Annotated in this window: 19 protein-coding genes; 11 read left to right on the top strand and 8 right to left on the bottom strand. The window is 70.1% G+C overall.

What is annotated here, in order from left to right; genetic code table 11:
• From D7V97_RS16785 to D7V97_RS16770, 4 genes are all read left to right on the top strand, one after another.
• Nucleotides 1-1,664, top strand: a 1,664-nt coding sequence (locus D7V97_RS16785) for a hypothetical protein (protein ID WP_120611656.1), incomplete at its 5' end; no start/stop codon positions are given.
• Nucleotides 1,665-1,679: 15 nt separating this feature from the next.
• Nucleotides 1,680-2,405: a fatty acid desaturase gene (locus tag D7V97_RS16780; protein ID WP_120611655.1), complete on the top strand. Its 726-nt coding sequence runs from the start codon at nt 1,680-1,682 to the stop codon at nt 2,403-2,405.
• 33 nt (nt 2,406-2,438) lie between these two features.
• Complete coding sequence (gene msrP / locus D7V97_RS16775) at nt 2,439-3,428, top strand: protein-methionine-sulfoxide reductase catalytic subunit MsrP (RefSeq protein WP_120611654.1); 990 nt, start codon at nt 2,439-2,441, stop codon at nt 3,426-3,428.
• Nucleotides 3,429-3,431: 3 nt separating this feature from the next.
• Nucleotides 3,432-4,049, top strand: a complete 618-nt coding sequence (locus tag D7V97_RS16770) for a sulfite oxidase heme-binding subunit YedZ (RefSeq protein WP_120611653.1) — start codon at nt 3,432-3,434, stop codon at nt 4,047-4,049.
• Nucleotides 4,050-4,055: 6 nt separating this feature from the next.
• Here the strand turns inward: D7V97_RS16770 and D7V97_RS16765 are convergent, their stop codons facing one another.
• The 4 genes from D7V97_RS16765 to D7V97_RS16750 all read right to left on the bottom strand — a co-directional run bounded on the left by D7V97_RS16765 (nt 4,056) and on the right by D7V97_RS16750 (nt 9,946).
• Nucleotides 4,056-4,535 carry a response regulator gene (locus D7V97_RS16765; protein WP_120611652.1) on the bottom strand — a complete coding sequence of 160 codons (480 nt, stop codon included), beginning with the start codon at nt 4,533-4,535 and terminating at the stop codon, nt 4,056-4,058.
• Nucleotides 4,536-4,659: 124 nt separating this feature from the next.
• Nucleotides 4,660-5,898, bottom strand: coding sequence for a hypothetical protein (locus D7V97_RS16760; protein ID WP_120611651.1), 1,239 nt, complete (start codon nt 5,896-5,898; stop codon nt 4,660-4,662).
• The gene (locus tag D7V97_RS16755) at nt 5,895-8,462 is read right to left on the bottom strand and encodes a TonB-dependent receptor (protein WP_120611650.1); all 2,568 of its coding nucleotides are present in this window, start codon (nt 8,460-8,462) and stop codon (nt 5,895-5,897) included. The genes D7V97_RS16760 and D7V97_RS16755 overlap by 4 nt, the downstream gene beginning before the upstream one ends.
• Complete coding sequence (locus D7V97_RS16750; RefSeq protein WP_120611649.1) at nt 8,459-9,946, bottom strand: serine/threonine-protein kinase; 1,488 nt, start codon at nt 9,944-9,946, stop codon at nt 8,459-8,461. Before D7V97_RS16750 ends, D7V97_RS16755 begins: the two co-directional genes overlap by 4 nt.
• Nucleotides 9,947-10,234: 288 nt before the next feature.
• Here D7V97_RS16750 and D7V97_RS16745 point away from each other — a divergent pair, with 288 nt between their 5' ends.
• A complete protein-coding gene (locus D7V97_RS16745; protein WP_120611648.1) occupies nt 10,235-11,104 on the top strand; it encodes an ABC transporter substrate-binding protein in 870 nt (289 codons plus the stop codon).
• 40 nt (nt 11,105-11,144) lie between these two features.
• On the top strand, nt 11,145-12,920 hold the full coding sequence (locus tag D7V97_RS16740; RefSeq protein WP_120611647.1) for a BamA/TamA family outer membrane protein: 1,776 nt from the start codon (nt 11,145-11,147) through the stop codon (nt 12,918-12,920).
• An 18-nt stretch (nt 12,921-12,938) separates the two neighbouring features.
• Here the strand turns inward: D7V97_RS16740 and D7V97_RS16735 are convergent, their stop codons facing one another.
• Nucleotides 12,939-13,718 carry a UPF0489 family protein gene (locus D7V97_RS16735; protein ID WP_120611646.1) on the bottom strand — a complete coding sequence of 260 codons (780 nt, stop codon included), beginning with the start codon at nt 13,716-13,718 and terminating at the stop codon, nt 12,939-12,941.
• A gap of 117 nt (nt 13,719-13,835) precedes the next feature.
• Between D7V97_RS16735 and D7V97_RS16730 the strand changes: the two genes are divergently transcribed.
• Complete coding sequence (locus tag D7V97_RS16730; protein ID WP_120611645.1) at nt 13,836-16,052, top strand: S9 family peptidase; 2,217 nt, start codon at nt 13,836-13,838, stop codon at nt 16,050-16,052.
• Nucleotides 16,053-16,169: 117 nt separating this feature from the next.
• On the opposite strand, the gene D7V97_RS16725 is transcribed toward D7V97_RS16730, so the two are convergent.
• From D7V97_RS16725 to D7V97_RS16715, 3 genes are all read right to left on the bottom strand, one after another.
• Nucleotides 16,170-16,373 (bottom strand): cold-shock protein, encoded by a 204-nt coding sequence (locus tag D7V97_RS16725; RefSeq protein ID WP_014397260.1) that lies wholly within the window; start codon nt 16,371-16,373, stop codon nt 16,170-16,172.
• A gap of 164 nt (nt 16,374-16,537) precedes the next feature.
• On the bottom strand, nt 16,538-17,785 hold the full coding sequence (gene odhB / locus D7V97_RS16720) for a 2-oxoglutarate dehydrogenase complex dihydrolipoyllysine-residue succinyltransferase (RefSeq protein WP_120611644.1): 1,248 nt from the start codon (nt 17,783-17,785) through the stop codon (nt 16,538-16,540).
• On the bottom strand, nt 17,775-20,678 hold the full coding sequence (locus D7V97_RS16715) for a 2-oxoglutarate dehydrogenase E1 component (protein WP_120611643.1): 2,904 nt from the start codon (nt 20,676-20,678) through the stop codon (nt 17,775-17,777). Before D7V97_RS16715 ends, odhB begins: the two co-directional genes overlap by 11 nt.
• 309 nt (nt 20,679-20,987) lie before the next feature.
• Here D7V97_RS16715 and fabI point away from each other — a divergent pair, with 309 nt between their 5' ends.
• From fabI to D7V97_RS16695, 4 genes are all read left to right on the top strand, one after another.
• Nucleotides 20,988-21,818, top strand: coding sequence for an enoyl-ACP reductase FabI (gene fabI, locus D7V97_RS16710; RefSeq protein ID WP_120611642.1), 831 nt, complete (start codon nt 20,988-20,990; stop codon nt 21,816-21,818).
• A gap of 160 nt (nt 21,819-21,978) precedes the next feature.
• Entirely contained in the window at nt 21,979-22,356 is a 378-nt protein-coding gene (locus D7V97_RS16705; protein WP_120611641.1) for a response regulator, read from the top strand.
• 4 nt (nt 22,357-22,360) lie between these two features.
• Nucleotides 22,361-23,227, top strand: a complete 867-nt coding sequence (locus tag D7V97_RS16700) for a response regulator (protein WP_120611640.1) — start codon at nt 22,361-22,363, stop codon at nt 23,225-23,227.
• Nucleotides 23,224-24,084: protein-glutamate O-methyltransferase CheR (locus D7V97_RS16695; RefSeq protein WP_233582890.1), on the top strand; the 861-nt coding region annotated here is incomplete at its 3' end. The genes D7V97_RS16700 and D7V97_RS16695, both read left to right, overlap by 4 nt.

Raw genomic sequence — 24,084 nt, 5'->3', positions numbered from 1 at the left:
CCGCGGAAGCGCCCGCCCGCCTGCCCGACGCCCCGACGCTGAAGCGGATGACCGCGCGCTTCGCCCCGGTGGACCTGAAGGTGGACGTCTCCAAGCTGCCGGACGCGGAGAAGCGCGCCCTGGCCAAGGTGGTCCAGGCCGCGAAGCTGATGGACCCCCTCTTCCTGCGCCAGGCCTGGGCGGGCAACGAGACCCTGCTCCTGGACCTGGTGAAGGACACCACGCCCCTGGGCCAGGCGCGGCTGCACGCGTTCCTGCTCAACAAGGGCCCCTGGTCGCGCCTGGACGAGGCGAAGCCGTTCCTGCCCGGCGTGCCGGCCAAGCCGGACGAGGGGAACTTCTACCCGGCGGGCGCCACCAAGGCGGAGGTGGAGGCGTGGGTGAAGGGGCTGCCGGAGGCGCAGCAGCACGCGGCCACGGGCTTCTTCACCACGATTCGCAAGGGGCCGGACGGCAAGTTCGTGAGCGTGCCCTACAGCGTCGAATACCAGGGCGAGCTGGGGCAGGCCGCGCAGCTGTTGCGCGAGGCGGCGGCGCTCACCCAGCAGCCCACGCTCAAGGCCTTCCTGGAGAAGCGCGCGGCGGCGTTCCTGTCCAACGACTACTACGCGAGCGAGGTCGCGTGGATGGAGCTGGACGCGAGCGTGGAGCCCACCGTCGGGCCCTATGAGGTCTACGAGGACGGCTGGTTCAACTACAAGGCCGCGTTCGAGGCGTTCATCGGCGTGCGCGACGACGTGGAGACGCAGAAGCTGGCGAAGTTCAGCGCGGAGCTCCAGGAGCTGGAGAACAACCTCCCCATCGAACCGGCGCTGCGCAATCCGAAGCTGGGTGCCCTGGCCCCCATCCGCGTCATCAACAGCCTGTATTCGTCCGGTGACGGCAACCGGGGCGTGCAGACGGCGGCCTTCAACCTGCCCAACGACGAGCGCGTGGCGGCGGAGAAGGGCACCAAGCGCGTGATGCTCAAGAACGTGCAGGAGGCGAAGTTCCAGCGCGTGCTGCTGCCCATCGCGAAGGTGGCGCTGCCCGCGAAGGACCGCAAGGACGTGGCCTTCGACGCCTTCTTCACGCACATCCTCATGCACGAGCTGATGCACGGCCTGGGGCCCCACAACGTCACCGTGGCCGGGAAGCAGACGACGGTGCGGCAGGCGCTGCAGGCGTCCTCCAGCGCGATTGAGGAGGCCAAGGCGGACATCTCCGGCCTGTGGGCGCTCCAGCGACTGGTGGACAAGGGCACCCTGGACAAGTCCCTCCAGCGCACCATGTACACGACGTTCCTCGCGTCCGCGTTCCGCTCCATCCGCTTCGGCATCGACGAGGCGCACGGCAAGGGCATCGCGCTCCAGCTCAACCACTTCCTGGACACCGGCGCGGTGAAGGTGAACGCGGACGGCACGTTCGAGGTGGTGCCGGAGAAGATGCAGGCCTCCGTCACCTCACTGACGAACCAGCTCATGGCGCTGCAGGCCAAGGGTGACCGCGCGGAAGCCGAAGCGCTGCTCGCGAAGCAGGGCGTGGTGCGGCCCTCCGTGCAGAAGGTGCTGGAGCGGCTGAAGAACGTGCCGGTGGACATCGAGCCGCGCTACGTCACCGCCGACACACTGGTGCGCGACTTCGGCGCGCCCGCCGCCGCGCCCACGGCGGCCGGCACGAAGTAGCGTTAGGCAAGGCCCATGGCGCTTGAGTCCCACCCCCGTCCCGTGCCCCCCGACCCGTGGGGCATCGTCCTGGCCCTCACCGTGCTGGGCGCGTGGGGTGGGCACCTGGCGTGGCTCCTGGCCGGGCCCGCGCGGCCGTGGGACTCACCGCTCACCTGGCTGCACGTCGTCCTGCAGATGTGGCTGTCCACCGGCCTCTTCATCACCGGCCATGACGCCATGCACGGCACCGTGTCCCTGCACCGCCGGGTGAACGCGGCGGTGGGCACGGTGGCCTGCTTCCTCTTCGCGGGCCTGTCCTACCGGCGGCTGGTGGTGAACCACCGCGCCCACCACGCGGACCCCACCGGGGAACACGACCCGGACTTCGCCACCCGCACCCAATCCTTCTGGCCGTGGTTCGCGATCTTCATGGTGCGCTACACCACCTGGCCGCAGCTGCTGGTGATGGCGCTGAAGTTCAACGCCCTGCTGCTCCTGGGCGTGGGCCAGGCGCGCATCCTGGGCTTCTGGGTGCTGCCGTCGGTGCTGGCCACCGTGCAGCTCTTCTACTTCGGCACCTGGCGGCCCCACCGTCGGCCGGACACGGAGGCCATGGCGCCGCACCACGCGCGCACCCTGCCGCGCAACCACCTGTGGGCGCTCCTGTCGTGCTTCTTCTTCGGCTACCACTGGGAGCACCACGAGTCCCCCGGCACGCCCTGGTGGCGGCTGTGGCGGGTGAAGGACGCCCGGCTGTAACCGGAAGGGGCGCTGGGGCGTTATAGAGGGGTCATGCGCGACAAGCTCCCCCCCGAGCCCCCCGGCTCCGAGGTAACGCCCGAGAAGCTCTACCTGCGCCGCCGCGAGCTCATCAAGAACGCGGGCCTGTTCGCGGGCACCGCCGCCGTGGTCGGGGGCGGGCTGTACCTGCTGGGCCTGAAGCGGACCCAGCCCATGGACGGCTTCGTCCCGGACGCGGGCGCGGTGGCGCAGCCGGTGGCCCCGGCGCAGGGCGCCTTCGACACGTCCGAGCCGCGCACGTCCTACGAGGACATCACCACCTACAACAACTTCTACGAGTTCGGCCTCGACAAGAACGACCCGGCCCGCCGCGCGCACACGCTCAAGACGCGGCCGTGGACCGTCGTCATCGACGGCGAGGTGCTGAAGCCGCGGACGGTGGACGTGGATCAGCTCATCTCCAGCTTCCCCCTGGAGGAGCGCGTCTACCGGATGCGCTGCGTGGAGGCATGGTCCATGGTGATTCCGTGGCTGGGCATCCCGCTGGGCAAGCTGCTGGAGCAGGTGCAGCCCACGTCCTTCGCGAAGTACGTGGCCTTCACCACGCTGGAGGATCCGGAGCAGATGCCCGGCCAGAAGAGCCCGGTGCTGGACTGGCCCTATGTGGAAGGCCTGCGCCTGGATGAAGCCCTGCACCCGCTGACGCTGCTGGCCACGGGCCTCTACGGCAAGCAGTTGCCCGCGCAGAACGGGGCGCCGCTGCGGCTGGTGGTGCCGTGGAAGTACGGCTTCAAGGGCATCAAGTCCATCGTGCGCATCACGCTCACGCGCGAGCAGCCGCGCACGACGTGGAACCTGGCCAACGGGCGCGAGTACGGCTTCTACGCCAACGTGAACCCGGCGGTGGATCACCCGCGCTGGAGCCAGGCCTCCGAGCGCCGCATTGGCGACAGCGGGCGGCGGCCCACGCTGCCCTTCAACGGCTACGCGGAGCAGGTGGCCGACCTCTACCGTGGCATGGACCTGAAGCGGGACTTCTAGCGCATGGCCTCCAAGCAACCCTGGCTCAACCCCGCCGTCGCCGTGGGGGGACTGGCCCCGCTGGCCCAGCTCGCGGTGCAGGGCGCCCAGGGGCAACTCGGGGCCAACGGCATCGAGTTCGCCCTCAACCAGACGGGCCTCTTCGCGCTGGCGATGCTGCTGGCGTCGCTGGCGTGCACGCCCCTGCGGCTCGTCTTCGGCTGGACGTGGCCCGCGCGCATCCGCCGCACGCTGGGGCTGCTGGCGTTCGCGTACGTGTGCGCGCACTTCCTCACGTACTCGGTGTTGGATCAGGGCCTGGACGTGCGCGCCATGGCGGAGGACGTGCTGACGCGGCCCTTCATCACCGTGGGCTTCACCGCGTTCGTACTGCTGGTGCCGCTGGCCGTCACCTCCACGAACCGCCAGGTGCGCAGGCTGGGCTTCCCGAAGTGGCAGCGCCTGCACCGGCTGGCCTACGTGGCCGCGGTGCTGGGCGTGGTGCACTTCGTGTGGCGGGTGAAGAAGGACGTCACGGAGCCGGCGCTCTACGGCGCCGTGCTGGCGTTGCTGCTGGCCGTGCGCGTGGGAGAGGCCGTGCGCAAGCGCCGGGCGCTCGCCGCCGCGCAGCGCACGGCGTGAGGCGGGTTACTTCGCGACGCGGGGCAGCGGGAGGATGGTGTCCACCAGCGTCATCAGCTGCGCGCAGCTCACGGGCTTGCGCACGAACGCACTGATGCCGGCCTTCTGACCCAGGGCTCGCACCTCCGCCACGTTCGGGTCGCCGGTCATCATCAGGATGGGGACCTTGGACAGCTTCGCGTTCGTGCTGGCGCGAATCTGTCCGGCGAAGTCCGCGCCGTTCATCCCGTCCATGTGGAAGTCGGTGAGGATGAGGTCCACCGGCTCCGCTTCCGCGACCTTGAGGCCCTCTTCCGCGGACTCGGCCTCCAGGAACTCGAAGCTGCGGGCCATCAGGTAGATCTTCAGCAGCGTCCGGATGGAGCGGCTGTCGTCCACCAGCAGCACGCGCTGCGGGCCGTTCCCCGAGGCCGGGCGGACCGTGGGCGTGCTTCCCGTGGGGCGGGACGGCACGGGTTCGGGTGCGGAGAGGGGGCCGGCCTTCATCGGAATCAGAACCTCAGGGAGGGGGGATGCCTCCAACAACACCCCCCCATGGTCGCGGATGGGCCATGCGAAGTCAAAGCAACGCACCGCCCCACGCGGAGATTTCACCAGGGCTGCGAAGCCCTCAACGCACCTCGAGCACGAAGGCCTGCGACGCGACTCCCGGAAGCCCAGCAGGCTCCGCCAGCACCGGATCCAACTCGTTCGGAACACGCCAGGTCTGCCCCGTGGACTGCAGCAGGGTGACGCTGTAGCGCCCCGGGGGAACGGCGGTCAGGGGCGCGGGCGCGGCGGGATCACGCGCGTCCACCGCCAGGGCCCGGATGAGCACGGTGAGCTGCGGCACGAAGACGGGCTGCGGGCGGGGCTTCCCCTGGTCGTCCAACAGTGCGGCGAGCAGGGGATCGGGCGCCAGGCCCGCCGCCAGCACCACCGCGTCCGGCTTGCCGTCCTTGCCGCCGTTGACGCGCGCGTAGTCCACGCCTTCCGCGTCCACCAGGCCGTTGCGGTCCAGGTCGTTCTCGTCCACGACGCCGGGCACATCCGCCAGCTTGCGCACCACCACGCGCGGCCAGAAGTCCGGCACGCCGTCGGCATTGGCGTCGTCGGGGATGCCGTCGCGGTTGGCGTCCACCAGCTGCACCCAGAAGCCCGGGGGCCGCTGATCCACCGCGCCGGTGAACTGCTGCGGCGTGAGCGTCAGCACCTTCGAGGTAGCGCTGGAGGTGTCGAAGTCGCGCGACTCCGCGACCTGGAAGGCGGGCCGGTCGAACGGCACCGTGGCGGTGCTGCCGAAGGACACGGAGACGCCGGTGAGCGGCTGGGGCCAACCGTCCGCGTCCGTCGTCACCTCCAGGATGCGCGCGGCGCCGGTGGCCGGATCCACGCTGCCGCCGCCCACGTCGCCCGCGTTGGGCTCGCCGGTGACGCCGTAGAACGGATTGAAGTCGGGCACGTGGCACGGCTGCGGGATGAGCCGGCAGGTGTCCGCGTCGATGAAGCCGCGCAGCAGGTAGCGGCCGGGCGCCACGAGGCTCAGCGCGAACGGCGCGGTGAACGGGCCGGTGCTGGTGTCACCCAGCGACGCGCCGAACAGCTCCGCGGCGGGGATGACGGTGAAGGCCAGGGGACGGCCGGAGCCCTGCGGCGGGGGCAGGGCGTCCGCGCTGTAGAGGAACACGATGGCATTGCCCCGGGCGGACGACTGCACGACGAGGCTGCCCTCGATGCGCGCGGCGCGCGTGTTCTGGCGGCCGTCCGCGGTGGGCATCACCTCCGGAGAATCGCAGCCCAGCGCGAGGAGCGACGCGAACGTGACGGCGGCAAGCCCGCGCAGGAAGGGGGACGAAGGGGCGCGCTTCATGGGGTCACCGTGAGGGTGGCGAACACGCGGCGCTCGATGCGGTTGCCGAAGGGGTGTTCCGCGTGGCCGCCGCCCAACTGGCTGCCCATCAGCGCCACGGACGCGAAGTCCTTCGCCACGTCGTAGCCCACGCGGGCGTTGACGACGGTGTACGCGGGGAGGTTGTTGGCCAGCAGGTCCACGCGCGTGGGGTCGGTGGCGGCGGGCTCGCGCTCCACCCAGGTGGTGGAGGACGTGAAGGCCGCGTCGACGCCGAACTCCAGGTCCTTGCGCGTGCGGTACGTGATGCCACCGAACAGCCGGAAGCCCGGCGCCTGGCTGCACGGGCCGCACTGGCCTTCTTCCGGCAGGTCGGAGCTGACGTGCTGGTACGCGGCGCTCGCCTTGATGCCCAGGCCGTCGATGGGGGACAGGTTGATGCCGGCCTCCGCGCCTCGCGCGGTGTAGATGGCGTTCTCGTTGGTGAACAGCGAGCGGCCCACCAGGTAGCTGCCGCTGCCGCTGTCGTAGGTCTCGCCCGCGGGCAGCCGCTGCACGGGGGACAGGCCGATGAGGTCCTTCACCGTGTTCTGGTAGAGGGCCACGTCCCAGTCCAGGCCCAGCCGCGGGGACTCTCCGCGCCAGCCCAATTCCAGCGCGTTGAGCCGCTCCGGCCGCAGCTGCCGGTTGCCGGTGGTCAGCACGCTGACGCCGTTGACGCCCGGCACGGGCACGGGCAGCCGCGTGTAGCTCTCCAGGAACGTGGGCTCGCGGAAGGCGGTGGCCACGGACGCGCGGAAGGCATGGCCTTCCATGGGCTGGAAGACGGCGGACAGGCGCGGCGACTGCGCGATGCCCGGCTGGCCCTTGTCGAGCAGCGGGTGGCGGTCCACGCGGTAGCTGACGACGAGGCGCAGGGGCTGCACGATGCGCCACTCGTCCTGGATGAAGGCGGCCGCGTGGAACTCCTCGCGCAGGTTGCCGTCCAGGTAGCCGAAGGCCACGCGCTTGAGGCGGCCCTCCACGCCGATGTTCACCTGGTGCTCGCCCGCGAGCTCGAAGCCGCGCGCGTACAGCGCCTCGCCGTTGAAGACGTTGGAGGCGATGTTGGTGACCAGCGAGCGCTGGCCAATGGCCTCGTACTGCGGCCCCGCGGTGCCGGACAGGTGGTTCCAGAAGGCCTTGAGCTTCACCGCCCCCAGCTCCACGTCACCCTTGGCGTACGCGCCCAGGGCGTCCATGGAGTAGTTGCGCAGCAGGCCCAGCGGATAGATCTCCGTGTTGTAGCGGTGCACGCCGCCGGACAGGCCGACCGACCGGTCGTCGGAGAACGTGTAGACGGTGGAGAGGTTGCCGCGGGCGCCGCGCGTGCCCAGGTCGGGGTCCTCGTCCCGGAGGGCGAAGTCCGGACGGCCGCTCGCGTAGTCGCGGGTCCACTTGTCCTCCTGACGGTAGGCGGCGGACGCGCGGTAGCGCAGGGCGCCGTTCTGGCCGTGGCTGACGAAGGAGCCCTGCACGGTGTTGCCGCCGCCCGCCATGGCGCTGAAGCGCGCGCGCCGGCCGGTGCCGGGGGCCTGGGTGATGATGTTGATGACGCCCAGCATCGCGTTGGCGCCGTAGAGCGCGCTGCCCGGACCGCGGATGACCTCGATGCGGTCGATCTCCTCCAGGCCGATGGGCAGGCCAGCCCACACGGTGAGGCCGATGAAGTCCTGGTACTCCGTGCGGCCGTCCACCAGCACCAGCACCTTGTTGGACAGCCGCTGGTTGAAGCCGCGCAGGCTGACGTTGGCGCTGCCCACGCCCAGGGCCATCACGTCCGCGCCGGGCACGCGCCGCAAGAGCTCCGGTAGCGTGGTGGCACCCGACAGGCGGATGTCCTCCGACGTGATGACGGTGGTGGCGTTGGGCGCCTCCAGCGAGGACTGGGCGCGGCGGCTCGCCGTCACCACGCGCTCCTCGTACGGCACGAAGCCCTGGTCGCCGGAGGTGTCGCCCTGTTGTGCGCTGTCGGAGCTGTTCGCGGTGTTGGACGCGGGCGCGTTGGCGGACGCCTGCGGCTGTGGGGACGCGTTGGCGGTGAGCGACTCGGCGCGGTTGACGGCCTTCTCCAGCCGCTCCATGAGCATGGCCAGCTGCTGCTGGGCCTGGATGCTCGTGGGGGGCGGCGGGGGCATGGGCAGGTTGGAGCCCGGCGTCCCTGTTGTCCCCGGAGTGCTGCCGGGCGGGGGCGCTTCCGCGGAGGCGGCCTGCTGCGTGGCCTCCAGCCGCGCCACCTGGGCCTGCACGCTGGCGGCGTCCGGCGGGTTGGCGGCGAGGTAGCGCTTGAAGGCGTCCAACGCCTCCGGCAGCCGGCCCGCGTCCTGGTAGGCCCGGGCGATGTTGTAGAGCACGCTCGGGTGCGGCTTGATCTTGTAGGCCTCTTCCAGCTCGGCGATGCCTTCATCGAACTGCTTCTGCTCGATGAGGTTCATGCCGTTGCGGAAGTGGCGGCGCGCTTCAAGGCGGGCGTCCGCCAGGGCCTCGGTCGCGCAAAGACACAGCGCGAGGAGCGCCCCACGTCGAAAGACTGTCGGGATGGTCACTGGTACGGATCGTCCTTGTACGTGGAACCGGAAGCCTTCGGCTTCGGTCCCGGCTTCTTGATGCGGGGCAACTGCGGCAGCTTCATGGACGCGGGGACCGTGCTGCCAGGCTCACCCGTGAAGGTCTTGCTCACGGTCTGGTAGCCGTCCAGCGCGAACGTCAATTCCAGCGACGCGAGCCCGGAGTCATCCGGGGTGCGGTCAATGTCCAGCGGCGTCTGGCCCCGCGGGCGCCCGTTGATGGTGACCTGCGCGCCCGCGGGCTCGCTCTCCACGTGGAAGCGCACCATCCGGGGCGCGGCCGGCGGCGGCTGGGTGGAGCGCAGCACGAAGATGACGGCCGCGGCGATGCCCAGCAGCACGGAGCCGCCGAACAGGGCGATGCCCAGCCCCCGGTTGGACTTCTTCTCCGGCGCGGCCTGCTGCTCGTCCACGGAGATGTCCAGCGCCACGGTGTTGGGGCCGGAGCCCAGCGCGTGGGGACCCGAGTGCGGGCCACTGTGCGGGCCGGAGCCCATCGCATTGAGGCCGGTGCGCGGGCTGGAGAAGACGCCGCTGACGCCGGACGCGGAGGCCGCGGCGCGCATGCCCTGGAGCACCGCGTCCATGGACTGGTAGCGGTCCACCGGGCGCTTGGCCAGGCACTTCATCACCAGCGTCTCCACCTCCGCGGGGATGCCGTGGTCGGGCCACACGGTGTGGAAGGAGGGCGGCGGGTCGTTGATGTGCTTGACGATGACGTCGATGCTCTGCGCCGCCTGGAAGGGCGGCCGGCCCATCAGGATTTGATAGAGCACCACGCCCAGGCTGTACACGTCGCTGCGCGGATCCGCGACGTTGCGCGCCTGCTCCGGCGCCATGTACTGCGGCGACCCGAGGATGACGCCCGCCTGCGTGAGCGTGGTGTCCTCCTTCATGCTGGCGTCGCCGATGAAGGACTTCACCAGGCCGAAGTCGAGCACCTTCACCACGTCGTGGTCGGTCTCCTGGTTGAGGACCATGACGTTGGCGGGCTTGAGGTCGCGGTGGATGAGGCCGACCTTGTGCGCCTCGCGCAGCGAGCGGGCGATCTGCTGCGCGATGCTCAGCGCGCGGTCCCACTGCAGCGAGCCCTCCTGCGTGAGGAGCTGCGACAGCGTCAGCCCCTCCAGGTACTCCATGGCGATGTAGTAGATGCCGTCTTCCGTCTTCCCGTAGTCGATGACGGTGACGGTGTTGGGGTGGCGCAGCTTCGCGGTGACGCTGGCCTCCAGGAAGAAGCGCTTCTGGAAGCCGGGGTCCTTGCCCTCGCCGCTGTACTGCGGGTTCAGGACCTTGAGCGCCACCAGGCGATCCAACGGGGCCTGCATGGCCTTGTAGACACGACCCATGCCTCCGGCGCCGAGCGTCTCCAGGATGCGGAAGCGTTCGTTGAGGACCCTCCCAAGGAGAGGATCCGCCACGTCGGTGGGCGCGCCCTTTCGGGGGGCGTCGCTTTCGATCATGTGTTCCCCCAGGCAACGAGAAGGACGGCGCTCGGCGGTACGGATGCGCGCGGATGCTAGCACCGCCTTGGAAAACCGCCCAAGAGACGTGCCGCCGTATCGCGACACGACCGCGGCCCGAGTTTCCGGCCCGGACCGCGTGCCTGCACTCCCGCACTTCCCGTGCTGATGGCGCCCGGAGCGTTTGGGAAATCAGGAAAATCAGCGTCCGCTGCCGCACAGTGGGGCAGGGCTTATGCGATGCGTCATCCCAGGTGGAGGCGGGGCGGGCGCGTTAGGGTCCGCGCCATGAACGCCCACTTGTCCTCGCTGTTGTCGTCGGCGCCGCGCTACCCGCGGCGGGTGGTGTGCATGACGGAGGAGACGACGGAGGTGCTCTACCGCATCGGGGCGGGGGAGCTGGTCGTCGGGGTGTCGGGGTTCACGGTGCGTCCGCCGGAGGCGCGCAAGAAGCCGCGCGTCAGCTCGTTCCTGGACGCGAACTTCGAGCGCATCCTGGAGCTGAAGCCGGACCTGGTGCTGGGCTTCTCCGACCTGCAGGCGGACATCGGCCGGGAGCTGTGCAAGCGCGGCGTGCCCGTGTACCTGTTCAACCAGCGCTCGCTCGCGGAGATATTGCAGACGGTGCGGCTGACGGGCGCGCTGGTGGGACGCGCGGAGGCGTCAGAAGCGCTGGCGGCGGAGCTGGAGAAGAACCTGGAGCGGCACTCGGACGCGGCGCAGTCGCTGCCCCGCCGGCCGCGCATCTTCTTCGAGGAGTGGCACGAGCCGCTCATCTCCGGCATCCGCTGGTGTTCGGAGCTGGTGGAGGTGGTGGGGGGCGAGGACGTGTGCCAGGAGTCGCGCGCGTCGCAGGGGGCCAAGGGCCGCATCTTCGAGCCCGCGGAGGTGGCGCGCCGCGACCCTGAGGGCGTCATCGCGAGCTGGTGCGGGCGCAAGGCGAAGCGGGAGAAGATTGCGTCCCGGCCCGGCTGGGAGCGGGTGCGCGCGGTGGTGGACGACCAGCTCTACGAGGTGAGGAGCAGCTACATCCTTCAGCCGGGGCCGGCGGCGCTGACGGACGGGGTGGATCAGCTGGCGCGCATCGTGGCGGCCATTGCCCGGGGGGAGAAGCTGCCCATGGCCCGGCCGGGAGACCTTCGCACCGCGCTGGAGTGAGGAGGCTGGCGGCAGGCGCGGCGCATGACAGGATGCGCGCGTGCCGCTCCCGCTGCTCGCCCTGCTGTCCACCGTGCTCGTCGCGTCCGGAGCCGCGTCTCCGGAGCCGGCCACGGACGCGCCCGCCCAGCCCGAAGCGGACGTGCGCGCGAACTACGAGGACGCGCTCATCACCTGGGGCCTGGGCGAGGTCGAGCGCCAGGTGGAGCCCGCCCCCGAGGGCAAGGTGCTGGAGGAGGTGCTCGTCGCCGCCGAAGAGGTCGTGGCGCCGATGGATCCGTACCCCTCGCTGCTCAACATCTTCCACATCCGCACCCGCGACGAGGTGGTGCGCCAGGAGGTGCTGCTGACGCCGGGGCAGCCGTACTCGGCGACGCTCGTCGCGGAGTCGGTGCGCAACCTGCGCAAGCTGGGCCTCTTCTCCGTGGTGCGCGCGGTGCCGGTGAAGGGCAGCGCGCCGGACAAGGTCGCGCTGCTGCTGGTGACGAAGGACCTGTGGTCGCTGCGGCTCAACAACGAGTTCTCCGCCGTGGGCTCGCTGCTGCTGTACCTGCGCTTGCAGGCCACGGAGCAGAACTTCCTGGGACGCGGCAAGAAGGTGGCGGTGGACTTCATCCTCCGGCTGGACACCTTCAGCCTGGGGCAGAGCTACACCGACAAGCGCGTGCTGGGCAGCCGCTGGTCGCTGACGGAGTCCGCGGCGGTGTTGATCAACCGCGACACGGGCCGCGCGGAAGGGTCGCGCGGGAGCCTCTCCGTCAGCCGGCCGCTGTACTCGCTCTCGACACCGTGGAGCCTGAGCACGTCCGTCGCGTGGAACGTGGAGACCGCGCGCCAGTACCGGGGCGCGGACATCTGGCAGTTGCCGTACCCGGACGGCGACCCGGTGCCGTACGTCTACAACACGCGCGAGGTGGCGGCGGGCGCCACGTACACGCGCTCGTACGGCGAGCGCTACAAGTGGAACGTGGGGCTGGGCGCGGGGGCCTACCACTACGCCTACGCGGCGCCGCTGGCCTCGCAGCTCAGCGACGCGCAGGCGGACTGGTTCCGGCGCAACTACCTGCCGCGCGCGGAGGACGCGGGGTACGCGAACTTCTCCCTCAGCGCCTTCGAGGCCCGCTACGCCGTGCTCCGCAACGTGGATTCGTACACGCTGTCGGAGGACTTCCAGTTGGGGCACTCGGTGCTGGCCACGCTGCGGTATGCGCCGCCGGTGTTCCCGTCCGCGGCGCACTTCGCGCAAGGGAGCCTGTCCGCGCGCTACCGCGTGCAATGGGGGGACGCGCTCACCACCGCGTCCGCCGCCGCGTCCATCCGTCAGCAGTTCAGCGGCGGTCAGGAGGGGTGGACCAACCGGCGGTGGGCCGCGGAGCTGGTGCAGGTGTCGCCGCGCGTGCTCGGTGGGCGCTTCGTCGCGCGAGGTCTGCTGGACGTGAACATCGACGACCTGTCCGACCGCGTGAGCCTGCTGGGGGGCAACAACGGCCTGCGCGGCTCGGCGGTGGACGCCTACTCCGGCAAGCGACTGCTGCTGGTGAACCTGGAGTACCGGACCGCGCCCATCGTCGTGCGCACGGTGCACCTGGGCGGAGTGTTCTTCTTCGACTCGGGCAGCGCGTTCAACAAGCGGCCGGAGATGGTGAGCACCGTGGGCGTGGGCCTGCGGCTGCTGTTCCCCCAGTTCAACGTGTTCCCGTTCCGCATCGACTTCGGCTACGTGCTCAACGGCGACCGGCCTCCCATCGGCAGCCGGCTGTCGCTCAGCAGCGGGCAGGTGACCGACTACCGGCCGTCGTTCCTCGACTCGCCCTGAAGCCCGTCCGTCGGTCGCTCAGGGCGGTTCGACGCGCAGCAGCTCCCGGAAGAGCACCTCCGCCGCGTCGCGGAACAGCTCGCCGGAGGGCAGCAGGCCGCCGCAGTGGTGGGGCTCGCGCGCGAACGTCAGCGCCACCGCCTTGGCCAGCACCGCGTCCCAGAAGGGCTCCGAGTCGGGGGGCAGGAGGAACTCGCGGATGATGGCCTTGGGCCACGGCAGCACCGTGGTCGGATCCGCGTCGCTCAGGCTGGTGAAGCAGTCCAGGTCCACGTCCAGCAGCACGCTCGACGCGGCCTCGAGGACGTCGCGCACCGCATCGGTGGGGCCGGGGTTGCGGTACGCCTCCGCCGCGCGGTCCACCGTCGTCACGGACACCAACCGGTGGGACCGTCCCCGCGTGTCCACGTAGGTGTCTCCCGCGAAGGAGCCCCGGGGCCGCGTGCGCGCGATGAGGAGCGCGTCCCCCACGAGGTTCGCCTCCATCGCCGCGAGGATGTGGTCGTAGTTGCGCACGTTCAGGTGCCAGCGCGCATGTTCGTCCAGCGCGCGAAGGCCCGCGGAGCGGTCCGGCATGTCCGCGGGCCGCTCCGGCACCACGATGTCCAGGTGCCGGTCCAACGTCACCAGCAGGGCAGGGGGGCCCGACTCTCCCAGCGCACACGCCCACGCGGGCAGCGCGAGCCGGTGCGGGTCGAACACGTAGGCGTCGGTGGGGCCGCGGCCTCCGCCCAGCCCCAGGCGCACCACGCCCGCGAGGCGCAGGTGCCGCAGGGCGTTGTCATCTTCCGGGTGCATGCGGGTGGGAATCCTCTTGGGGGCCAGACGTTGGGGGGCCGCCGGTCGGCTGGAGTGTAGGCTGGCCTGCATCTTCCCGCGAAAGGAGCCCCGCCCCGCGCGGGGATTCAACTACGCATGCGTCAAGCCCTCACCGCCGCGCTCCTGCTCATGAGCGCCCCCGCCTTCGCCCAGGAGCGCAAGCCCCCCGCCATGGCCCCATCGCAAAAGCAGCCGGACACCTTCCTTCGCCAGTACGCCGAGACGCGCCGCTTCCAGAGCGGGCGTCCCGTGGGCGTGCGCATCACCCCGGATGAGCAGTCCGTGCTCTTCCTGCGCACCTCGCCCACGTCCAACGTGCAGATGCTCTACGCGTTCGACGTGGCCACCGGTCAGGCCCGCGAGCTGCTCACCCCGGAGGCCCTGCTCAAGGGCGCCGAGGAGACGCTGTCTCCGGAAGAGAAGGCCCGCCGCGAGCGCATGCGCGTGAGCGCCCGGGGCTTCACCTCCTACGGCCTCTCCGAGGACGGCACCCGCCTGCTGGTGCCCCTCTCCGGGCGCCTCTACGTGGTGGACCGCGCCACCGGCAAGTCCACCGAGGTGAAGACGGGCCCGGGCGTCATCGATCCGCGCCTGTCCCCGGACGGCAAGCAGGTGGCCTACGTGCGCGAGCATGACGTGTACCGGGTGGACCTGGCGGCCAACCAGGAGAAGCGCGTCACGCAGGGCGGCACCGCGGAGAAGACGCACGGCCTGGCGGAGTTCGTCGCGCAGGAGGAGATGAGCCGCTTCTCCGGCTACTGGTGGAGCCCGGACGCGAAGTCCATTGCGTACACGGAGTCCGACACGTCCGAGGTGGAGAAGCTCACCATCGTGGACGTGATGCACCCGGAGAAGGGGGGCGAGGTGTTCCCGTACCCGCGCCCCGGCAAGGCCAACGCGAAGGTGCGTCTGGGCATCACGCCCGTCACCGGCGGGAAGACGGTGTGGGCGCAGTGGGATGCGCAGAAGTACCCGTACCTGGCCACGGTGAAGTGGGACAAGGGCGGGCCGCTGACGCTGGTGGTGCAGAACCGGCTCCAGACCGAGGAGCAGGTGCTCGCGGTGGACCCCGCCACGGGCAAGACGCGCGTGCTGCTCACCGAGCAGGACAAGGCGTGGGTGGAGCTGAACCAGGACTTCCCCCTGTGGCTGGAGGATGGCTCGGGCTTCCTCTGGTACACCGAGCGCAACGACGGTCCGGAGGTGGAGCTGCGCAAGGCCACGGGCGAACTGGACCGCTCCGTGGTGAAGCCGTCCGCGGGCTTCCGGAACCTCGCGCGCTTCGTGCAGTCGGACAAGACGCTCTTCTTCTCCGGCGACCCGAACCCCACCGAGAGCCACCTGTGGCGCGTGAAGGCCGGCGGCGCTCCGGAGGAGGTGGCCACGGGCAGCACCGGCCCGGGCGTGGAAGTGGGCATGGTGTCGAAGAACGGCGGCCTCGTGGTGCTGAGCACCCAGGGCCCCAAGAGCATGCCGCGCACCCTGATCTTCAAGGGCGACGGCACGAAGCTGGGCGAGCTGCCGGAGGTGGCACAGGAGCCCGGCTTCACCCCGAACTTCGAGGTGCGCCAGGTGGGCCCGAAGAAGTTCTGGACCTCGCTGGTGAAGCCGCGTGACTTCAAGCCCGGCACCAAGCTGCCCGTCATCGTGGAGGTGTATGCCGGCCCCACCACCACCGTGGTGCACCAGTCCATGGCCGCGCACTTGCTCAGCCAGTGGATGGCCGACAAGGGCTTCCTCGTGGTGAAGGTGGACGGCCGCGGCACGCCGCTGCGCACCGCCGAGTGGAACCGCGTGGTGAAGAACGACTTCGCCACCATCACGCTGGATGATCAGATTGAAGCGGTGCAGGCGCTGGCGAAGGAAGTGCCGGAGCTGGACCTGCGGCGCGTGGGCATCACGGGCTGGAGCTTCGGCGGGTACATGGCCGCGCTGGCCGCGCTGAAGCGCCCGGACTTCTTCAAGTCCGCCGTGTCGGGCGCCCCGGTGGTGGACTGGCGTGACTACGACACGCACTACACCGAGCGCTACCTGGGCCTGCCCGAGGAGACGCCCCAGGCCTATGAAGTCAGCAGCCTGCTGACGTACGCGAAGAAGGACAGCCCCATTGGCGCGCTGCTGCTGTTGCACGGCACCGCGGACGACAACGTCTACTTCTTCCACACGCTGAAGCTGTCGGATGCGCTCTTCCGCGCCGGCAAGCCGCACCAGCTGCTGCCGTTGAGTGGCCTCACGCACATGGTCCCGGATCCGCTGGTCACCGAGCGCCAGTACGAGCGCGTGATTGCCCACTTCCAGCAGACCCTGAAGTAGCGCGCGCAACGCCAGACAGCGCCCCCAAAAGGCAGAGGCCCGGATCCCCTACCGTGGGGTTCCGGGCCTCTTCATTTCAACCAGTCCGTGAGGAATGGCTGAGGACGACGCGTCACTTCACGCCGCGCGGACGTTCTGCGCCTGCAGGCCCTTGGGGCCCTTGGTGACCTCGAACTCCACCTTCTGGCCTTCGGCCAGCGTGCGGAACCCATCCATGTTGATGGCGGTGTGGTGGCAGAACACGTCCTCGCCGCCGCCGTCCTGGGTGATGAAGCCGAAGCCCTTCGCGTCGTTGAACCACTTCACGGTGCCAGTTGCCATTGCGCTTCCTTGCGTTTGCAGGGCAGCCGTGGGGGAGGCCGCCCGTTCTGCCCGACGACCGGGGAGACGGACCTATTTGTAGTGAAAGGGCTGACTGGAAGTCCAGCCAGCCCCCGGGGAATGCCCGTCTTCCCACCTCTCGCGAGGATGTGCGGAGGAGTGGGTCAGATGTCGAGCAGCAGGCGCTCCGGGTCCTCGATGCACTCCTTCACGCGCACCAGGAACTGCACCGCTTCCCGGCCGTCCACCAGGCGGTGGTCGTACGTGAGGGCGACGTACATGATGGGCCGGATGACGACCTGGCCGTCGCGGGCCACGGGGCGGTCCACGATGTTGTGCATGCCCAGGATGCCCGTCTGCGGCGGGTTCAGGATGGGCGTGGACAGCATGGAGCCGAAGATGCCCCCGTTGGTGATGGTGAAGGTGCCGCCCTGCAGCTCCGACAAGGTCAGCTTGTCGTTGCGCGCACGGCCGCCGTAGTCACCCACCGTCTTCTCCAGGTCCGCGAGCGACAGCTTGTCCGCGTCGCGCACCACCGGCACCACGAGACCGCGGCTGCCGCTCACGGCCACGCCGATGTCGTAGTAGTGCTTGAAGATGACGTCCTCGCCGTCGATCTCCGCGTTGATCTGCGGGAACGCCTTGAGGGCCTCCACCGACGCGCGGATGAAGAAGCTCATGAACCCGAGCTTCACGCCGTGCTTCGCCTGGAACTTGTCGTTGTACTTCTTGCGAAGCGCCATCACCTCGCCCATGTCCACCTCGTTGAAGGTGGTGAGCAGGGCGGCGTTGGACTGCGCCTGGAGCAGCCGCTCCGCGACGCGCTTGCGCAGGGGCGTCATGCGCACGCGCTCCTCGCGCGCGGCGTTGGGACGCGGCCCGGACGGCGCGGCCGGAGCCGGGGGCGCGGAAGGGGCCTGCGGCGCGGCGGGCGTGGCCGGGCGGTTCAACTGCCCCAGCACGTCCTCCTTCACGATGCGGCCACCGGTGCCGGAGCCCTTGAGCTGACCCACATCCACCCGGTTCTCCTCCGCCATCTTCTTCGCGGTGGGGGTGATGCGCGCGTCGGACCCGGCGGCGGCCGGAGCCGACACCGGGGTGGCGCCAGCGGCGGGCGCGGGCGTGGCGGCGGCGACCGCGGGGGAAGCCGCGGCACCGGCGCCGGCACCGGCACCTCCTGGCTCGATGGTGCCCAGCACGTCGCCCACGCGGACCTTGTCGCCCTCCTTGAAGGCGATGGACGCGATGCTGCCAGCGGCCGGAGACGGCACGTCGATGGTGACCTTGTCGGTCTCCAGCACGACGAGCGGCTCGTCCGCGGCGACCGTGTCACCCTGCTTCTTGTTCCACTTGCCGACGACGGCCTCGGTGATGGACTCACCGAGGGGCGGGACTTTCAGTTCAACGGCCATTCTGGGTTCCTCGGAGGATGGCTTCTTCGATGATGAGCTGCTGCTCGTAGTCGTGCGTCTTGGGGAAGCCGGTGGCGGGGCTCGCGGCCTCGGCACGGCCGATGTAGCCCAACTTCACCGGCTGCTGCTGCGAACGGGCGGAGAGCAGGTCGTGCAGGCGCGGGAACATGAAGTGCCAGGCGCCCGCGTTGCGGGGCTCCTCCTGCACCCAGTACAGCTCCTGCAGCTTCGGCAGCTTCGCCACCAGGTTCGCCAGCTCGTCGTGCGGGAACGGGTACAGCTGCTCCACCCGCACGATGGCGATGCTCTCGTCCTTGCGCTCGTCCCGGGCCTTGGTCAGGTCGTAGGACACCTTGCCGCTGCACAGGAGCAGCCGCGTCACCTTCGCGGGGTCCGCCTTCGCGTCCAGGATGACCTCCTGGAAGCCGCCCGTCGCCAGCTCGTCCATGCGGCTCGTGGCCTCCGGACGGCGCAGCAGGCTCTTGGGCGACATGATGACCAGCGGCTTGCGCACCGGGCGCAGCACCTGACGGCGCAAGAGGTGGAAGATCTGCGCGGGCGTGGTGGGGTAGCAGACCTGGAGGTTGTCCTCGGCGCACAGGTCCAGGAAGCGCTCCAGGCGCGCGCTGGAGTGCTCCGGGCCCTGACCTTCGTAGCTGTGCGGCAGGAGCAGCGTGATGCCGCTCAGCCGGCGCCACTTGCTCTCCGCCGCCGCGATGAACTGGTCGATGATGATCTGCGCGCCGTTGGCGAAGTCACCGAACTGGGCCTCCCAGAGGGTGAGGCCGTCCGGCACGTCCAGGCTGTAGCCGTAGTCGAAGCCCAGCACGCCCATCTCCGACAGCGGGCTGTTGTAGACGTTGAACGACGCCTTGCCGGTGGGGAACTGGCGCAGGGGGACGAACTCCTGGCCCGTCTGCACGTCGTGCAGCACCGCGTGGCGGTGGCTGAAGGTGCCGCGCTCGCTGTCCTGGCCGGACAGGCGGATGCCATAGCCCTCCGCGAGCAGCGTGGCGTACGCCAGCGACTCGCCCTCGCTCCACTGCAGCTCCTCGCTGTCCAGCATGCCCAGGCGCTTCTTGAGCACCGTGCGCTCCACGTCGCGGTGGACCTGGAAGCCCTCCGGCGCGGTGGCCAGCTTCTGGAGCGCGGCGCGCAGCGTGTCCTTCGCCACCGCGGTGGACACCTGGGGCGCGTTCTTCAGCAGGCCGCCCTTGTACGTCTTCCAGAGCCCCTCCAGCGCGTTGGGCTCCTTGAACTGGCTCTCCTGGCGGGCGCGGGTGAGCGCCGCGTCGAAGTCCTGGTAGCAGCGCTGCTTGAGCGCGTCGGACTCGTCCGCGGTGATGCGGCCCTGATCCGCCAGCGTCTTCGCGTACAGCGCGCGCACCGGCGGGTGCTTGCGGATGAGCTCGTACATGGACGGCTGCGTGAAGGACGGGTCGTCGCCCTCGTTGTGGCCGTAGCGGCGGTAGCAGATGAGGTCGATGACCACGTCGCTCTTGAACGTCTGGCGGTACTCCGCCGCGAGCTTCGCCACGTGGACGCACGCCTCCGGGTCATCCCCGTTCACGTGGAACACCGGGATGTCCAGCATCTGCGCGATGGCGGTGGAGTAGATGCTGGAGCGCGAGTCCGACGGGTCGGTGGTGAAGCCGACCTGGTTGTTGATGACGACGTGGACCGTGCCGCCCGTGGTGTAGCCCTTGAGGCCCGCGAAGTTGAGCGTCTCCGCGACGACGCCCTGTCCGATGAAGGCCGCGTCGCCGTGGATGAGCAGGGGCATCACGCCCGTGCGCTCCGTGTCGCCGCCCCGGTCCTGCTTGGCGCGCACGCGGCCCTCCACCACGGGGCCCACGCACTCCAGGTGGCTGGGGTTGAACGCCAGCGACAGGTGGACGTTCTTCCCCGCGCGCGTGGCGTGGTCCGAGGAGAAGCCCATGTGGTACTTCACGTCGCCCCGGCCCAGGTACGCCTTGGGGTCCTTGGGCCCGTCGAACTCGCTGAAGATCTGATCCGGCTTCTTGCCCAGGATGTTCGTCAGCACGTTGAGGCGGCCGCGGTGGGCCATGCCGATGACGAGCTCCTTCAGGCCCATGCCGCTGCCGACCTCCAGCAGGGCGTCCAGCATGGGGATGAGCGCTTCGCCGCCGTCCAGGCTGAAGCGCTTGGCGCCCACGTACTTCGTGTGGAGGAAGTGTTCGAAGCCCTCCGCGTACGACAGCTTGGTGAGGATGTGCCGCTGCTCCTCCACCGAGAACGCCGTGCGGTTGTCGCTGTGCTCCATGCGCTGCATGAGCCAGCGGCGACGCTCGCTGTCGAGCATCTGCATGAACTCCACGCCGATGTGGCTGGAGTACGTGCGCTTGAGCCGCGTCACCAGGTCCGACAGGCGCACGCGCTGCTGCGGGAAGACGTTGTTGCACTCCACCGCCTGCTCCAGCTCCTTCGCGGTGAAGTGGTTCTCATCCATCAGCGCCACGTCCGCGACGTGCCCCAGGGGCGGGCGCGGGCGCTCCAGCGGATCCAGGCTCGCGCGCAGGTGGCCGCGCAGCCGGAAGGCGGTGATGGCCTGGTCCACCTTCGACTGCAGCCCGATGTCCTGCGCGGGAGCCACCGGCGCGGCGACGGCGACCGGCGCGGCGACGGCGACCTGCGCCGTCTGCACGGCCCCGTTCGCCTTGCCGTTGCCCTTCGCCTTGCCCTCGGGGGCAACGGGCGCGGGGGCCTCCAGCAGCTTGGCGTTGAAGATGGGCCGGCCGGTGCCGTTGTTGCGCTCGAACACTTCGCGCCAACTCGGATCCACGCTGCCGGGATCATCGAGGAAGCGCGCGTAGAGCCCCTCGATGAAGTCGATGTTGGCACCAGAGAGGAAGCTGTCCTGGAAATTCGCCATGGCGGGGGGTCTTTTACTGGAAGGGCGCCGCGTTGGGGGGTTTTCGCCACAGCTTTGTTGAAGCGGGCCGCGCCCGGCCGCCTGTCCCCGACCGGGGGGAGCAGATGCGGTCATGCGCCGCGTGAGCGCAACTTCACAAGACGCGGATTTCCGCCACGGGAAGAAGCCCGGGGGTGGGGGAGCGTTCGGCATGCTGAACGGGCGTACATGCAGGCGTGGATGGGAATCCGGGCCGGGGGCCCCTGCCGTTCTCCAGGAGTGGTAAGCACGCGCCCCCTCCTTCCACTCTTCTTTCGGGAACGTACCGACATGCTCCTCCAGGGCAAGAAGCTGCTCATCACTGGCGTGCTCACCCCGCAGTCGCTGGCCTTCGGCGTGGCCGAGCACGCACTGGCGCAGGGCGCTGAAATCATCCTCACGGGCTTTGGCCGCGCGAAGTCGCTCACGGAGCGCAGCGCGAAGCGCCTCAAGCCCGGCACGGAGGTGCTGGAACTGGACGTGACGAACCCCGCGCACTTCCCGGCGCTCACGGAGTCGCTGCGCCAGAAGTGGGGCCGCGTGGACGGCGTGCTGCACGCCATCGCGTACGCGCCCGAGGACGCGCTGGGCGGCAACTTCCTCAACACCCCGTGGGAGAGCGTGCAGACCGCGTTCCGCATCTCCGCCTTCTCCGTGAAGGAACTGGCCATGGCGTGTGTTCCGCTGATGCCGCCGGGCGGCTCCATCGTGGCGCTGGACTTCGACAACCGGCAGGCGTGGCCCATCTATGACTGGATGGGCGTGTGCAAGGCGGCGATGGAGGCCACCGTGCGCTACCTGGCGCGCGACCTGGGGCCCAAGGGCATCCGGGTGAACGCGCTGGCGGCCGGTCCCCTGGCGACCATCGCGGCCAAGGGCATCCCGGGCTTCAAGTCCCTGGCGCAGTACTGGGGCAAGCAGGCGCCGCTGGGCTGGAGCGACAAGGACAGCCACGAGCACGTCGCGCGCACCGCGTGCGCCATGCTGTCGGACTGGATGCCTTCCACCACGGGCGAGATGGTCCACGTGGACGGCGGCTTCCACGCCGTGGGCGCGCCGCCGGTGGACGCCACCGAGGGCGCGGAAGGGGTCCTTACGACCCCCACTCCCAAGGAGGGCTGACGCTTTCCAACGCTGTCTCAAATTACAGACATTCGCCTGCCCGGCTCCCAAACGGACGGAGCCCCCCCGCTTCCGCAATTCGAAGCGCTCACGGTAGGATCACTCATGCAGCGCAGGTCGCTCCGCACTTCGCGGAGTCTGTGCGAGGAGCCGTGGCACAGTGAGCATCAACGTCTTGCTGGTGGACGACAGCCCGACCGTCCGCAACATCCTCAAGATCTACCTGATGAACCTCAAGGTGAGCATCGTTGAGGCCGAGGACGCACAGCGCGCACTGCAGCTGCTCCGGTTGGTGCCGGTGAGCGTGGTGATCGCTGACATCAACATGCCCAACATGGATGGCATCACGTTCGTGAAGGAGGTGCGCGCGAGCGCGCAGCTCCAGGTGCGAAACGTGCCGGTCATCCTGTTGACGGCGGAGAAGGGCGAGGACCTGCGCCAGCGCGGCACGGAGGCGGGAGCGAACGCCTTCATCCAGAAACCCGTTTCGCACGACGAGCTGACCAAGACGGTGCGTCAGTTCCTGAACAGGGCGTGACGCCGTGAGCCTGCCCTCCCTCCTGCTGGTGGACGACAGCGACGCCATCCTGGCGCTGGAGCGGGCCATCCTCTCCGGGCACTACACCATCCACACGGCCAGCAATGGCCGCGAGGCACTGGAGAAGGTGGGGCGGCTGCGTCCCGCGGCGGTGCTGCTGGACCTGTCCATGCCGGAGATGGACGGCGACGAGGTCCTCCAGCGGATGAAGGCGGATGTCTCCACGACGGACATCCCGGTCATCATCATCTCGTCGGAGAAGCAGCGCGCGGAGGCGTGTCTGGGGCTGGGCGCGGAGGCGTTCCTGCCCAAGCCCTTCCGCGCGGACGAGCTGCTCAACCGCGTGGGCGAGGCGCTGGCGAGCGCGCGGCGCCGTTCGCGCTCTGGCGCCATGCTGGTGCTGCGGCTGTCGGTGGGCGAGCGCGAGTTCGCGGTGCCGCTGGACACGGTGAAGGAGGTGCTGCTGCAGCCGGCGACGCGGCCCCTCCCCACGGGTCCTTCCTACCTGCGCGAGTACGTGGAGCTGCGCGGCCAGGCGGTGTGCGTGCTGGACGTGGCGCAGCGGCTGGGCGTGAAGCACCAGGTGGCCATCGCGGAGCGGATGCTGGTGGTCATCGAGGCCGAAGGGGTGTCGCTGGCGCTCACCGTGGACACGGTGCGTGATCCGGAGGAGTTCCAGGCGACCGACATCGACCGGCGCGAGAAGGTGGGTGGCGCCGAGCATGGCCTCCTGCAGGAGGGGCTGTTGGGGATGTTGCGCACCGGCGGCCGCGCGTTGCCCATCCTGGATCCGAAGGTGTTCATCGCGCGGGGACTCCTGCGCGACCTGCCCGCGCTGCTCGCGCCGGTGGAGGAAGAGCGGAGCGCATGAGTGCAGGGCTCGACCCCCGGCTGTTGGCCCGCGCCCGCGAAGTGGTGGCGGACACCACTGGCTTTCGTGAAGACGCCATCGCCCAGGATGCGGTGGAGCGCGTGCTTCGCGCGGAGCTGGCGCGGGGCCGCGTGCCCACGGAGGTCCTGAGCGAACTGCAGCAGCTGGGGTCTCCCCTGGCCTACACGCTGGTGCGCGCGGTGCTGGTGGGGGAGACCTACTTCTTCCGCCAGCCGGAGCACTTCCGCTTCATCGCGTCGGAGGGCGTGCCGTCCGCGCTGCGCCACGGCGCCATGCACCTGCGCGGCTGGAGCGCCGGGTGCGCCACCGGCGAAGAGGCGTACTCGCTGGCCGCGTGCCTGCTGGCGTGCGCGCCCGCGGGGATGCCCGTGGAGGTGGTGGGCACCGACCTGCACGAGGCCAGCCTGGAGGCCGCGCGGCGCGGCACCTACGGCACCTGGTCCCGGCGCGAGTCCGCGCCCGCGCTGCACCCCGTCTACGAAGCGCACGGCGAGCGCCAGGTGTCCATCGTACCGGCGGTGCGCAAGGTGACGCGCTTCGCGCCGGCGAACCTGCTGGCGCCGCTGCCGGAGCGCTTCGGCCACTTCGACTTCATCCTCTGCCGCAACGTGCTCACGTACTTCTCGCCGTCCGCGCGCGACGCGGCCGTGGGCCACCTGGCGCGCAGCCTGACGCCGGGGGGACTGCTGTTCCTGGGCACCGTGGAGGTGGACCGCGTGCCGCCGGGGCTGACGCGCGAGGGCCCGCCGGAGCTGCAGGCCTTCCGCAAGCCCCGCCTGGAGGAGCGCTCCTTCGCGCCGCTGCCTCCGCCGCACGCCCTGGCCGGGCCCCTGTCC

It is taken from the genome of Corallococcus sp. CA053C (assembly GCF_003611675.1).
In the GTDB taxonomy this organism is placed as follows: Bacteria; Myxococcota; Myxococcia; order Myxococcales; family Myxococcaceae; genus Corallococcus.
This window is presented reverse-complemented; position numbering and strand designations above follow the sequence as displayed.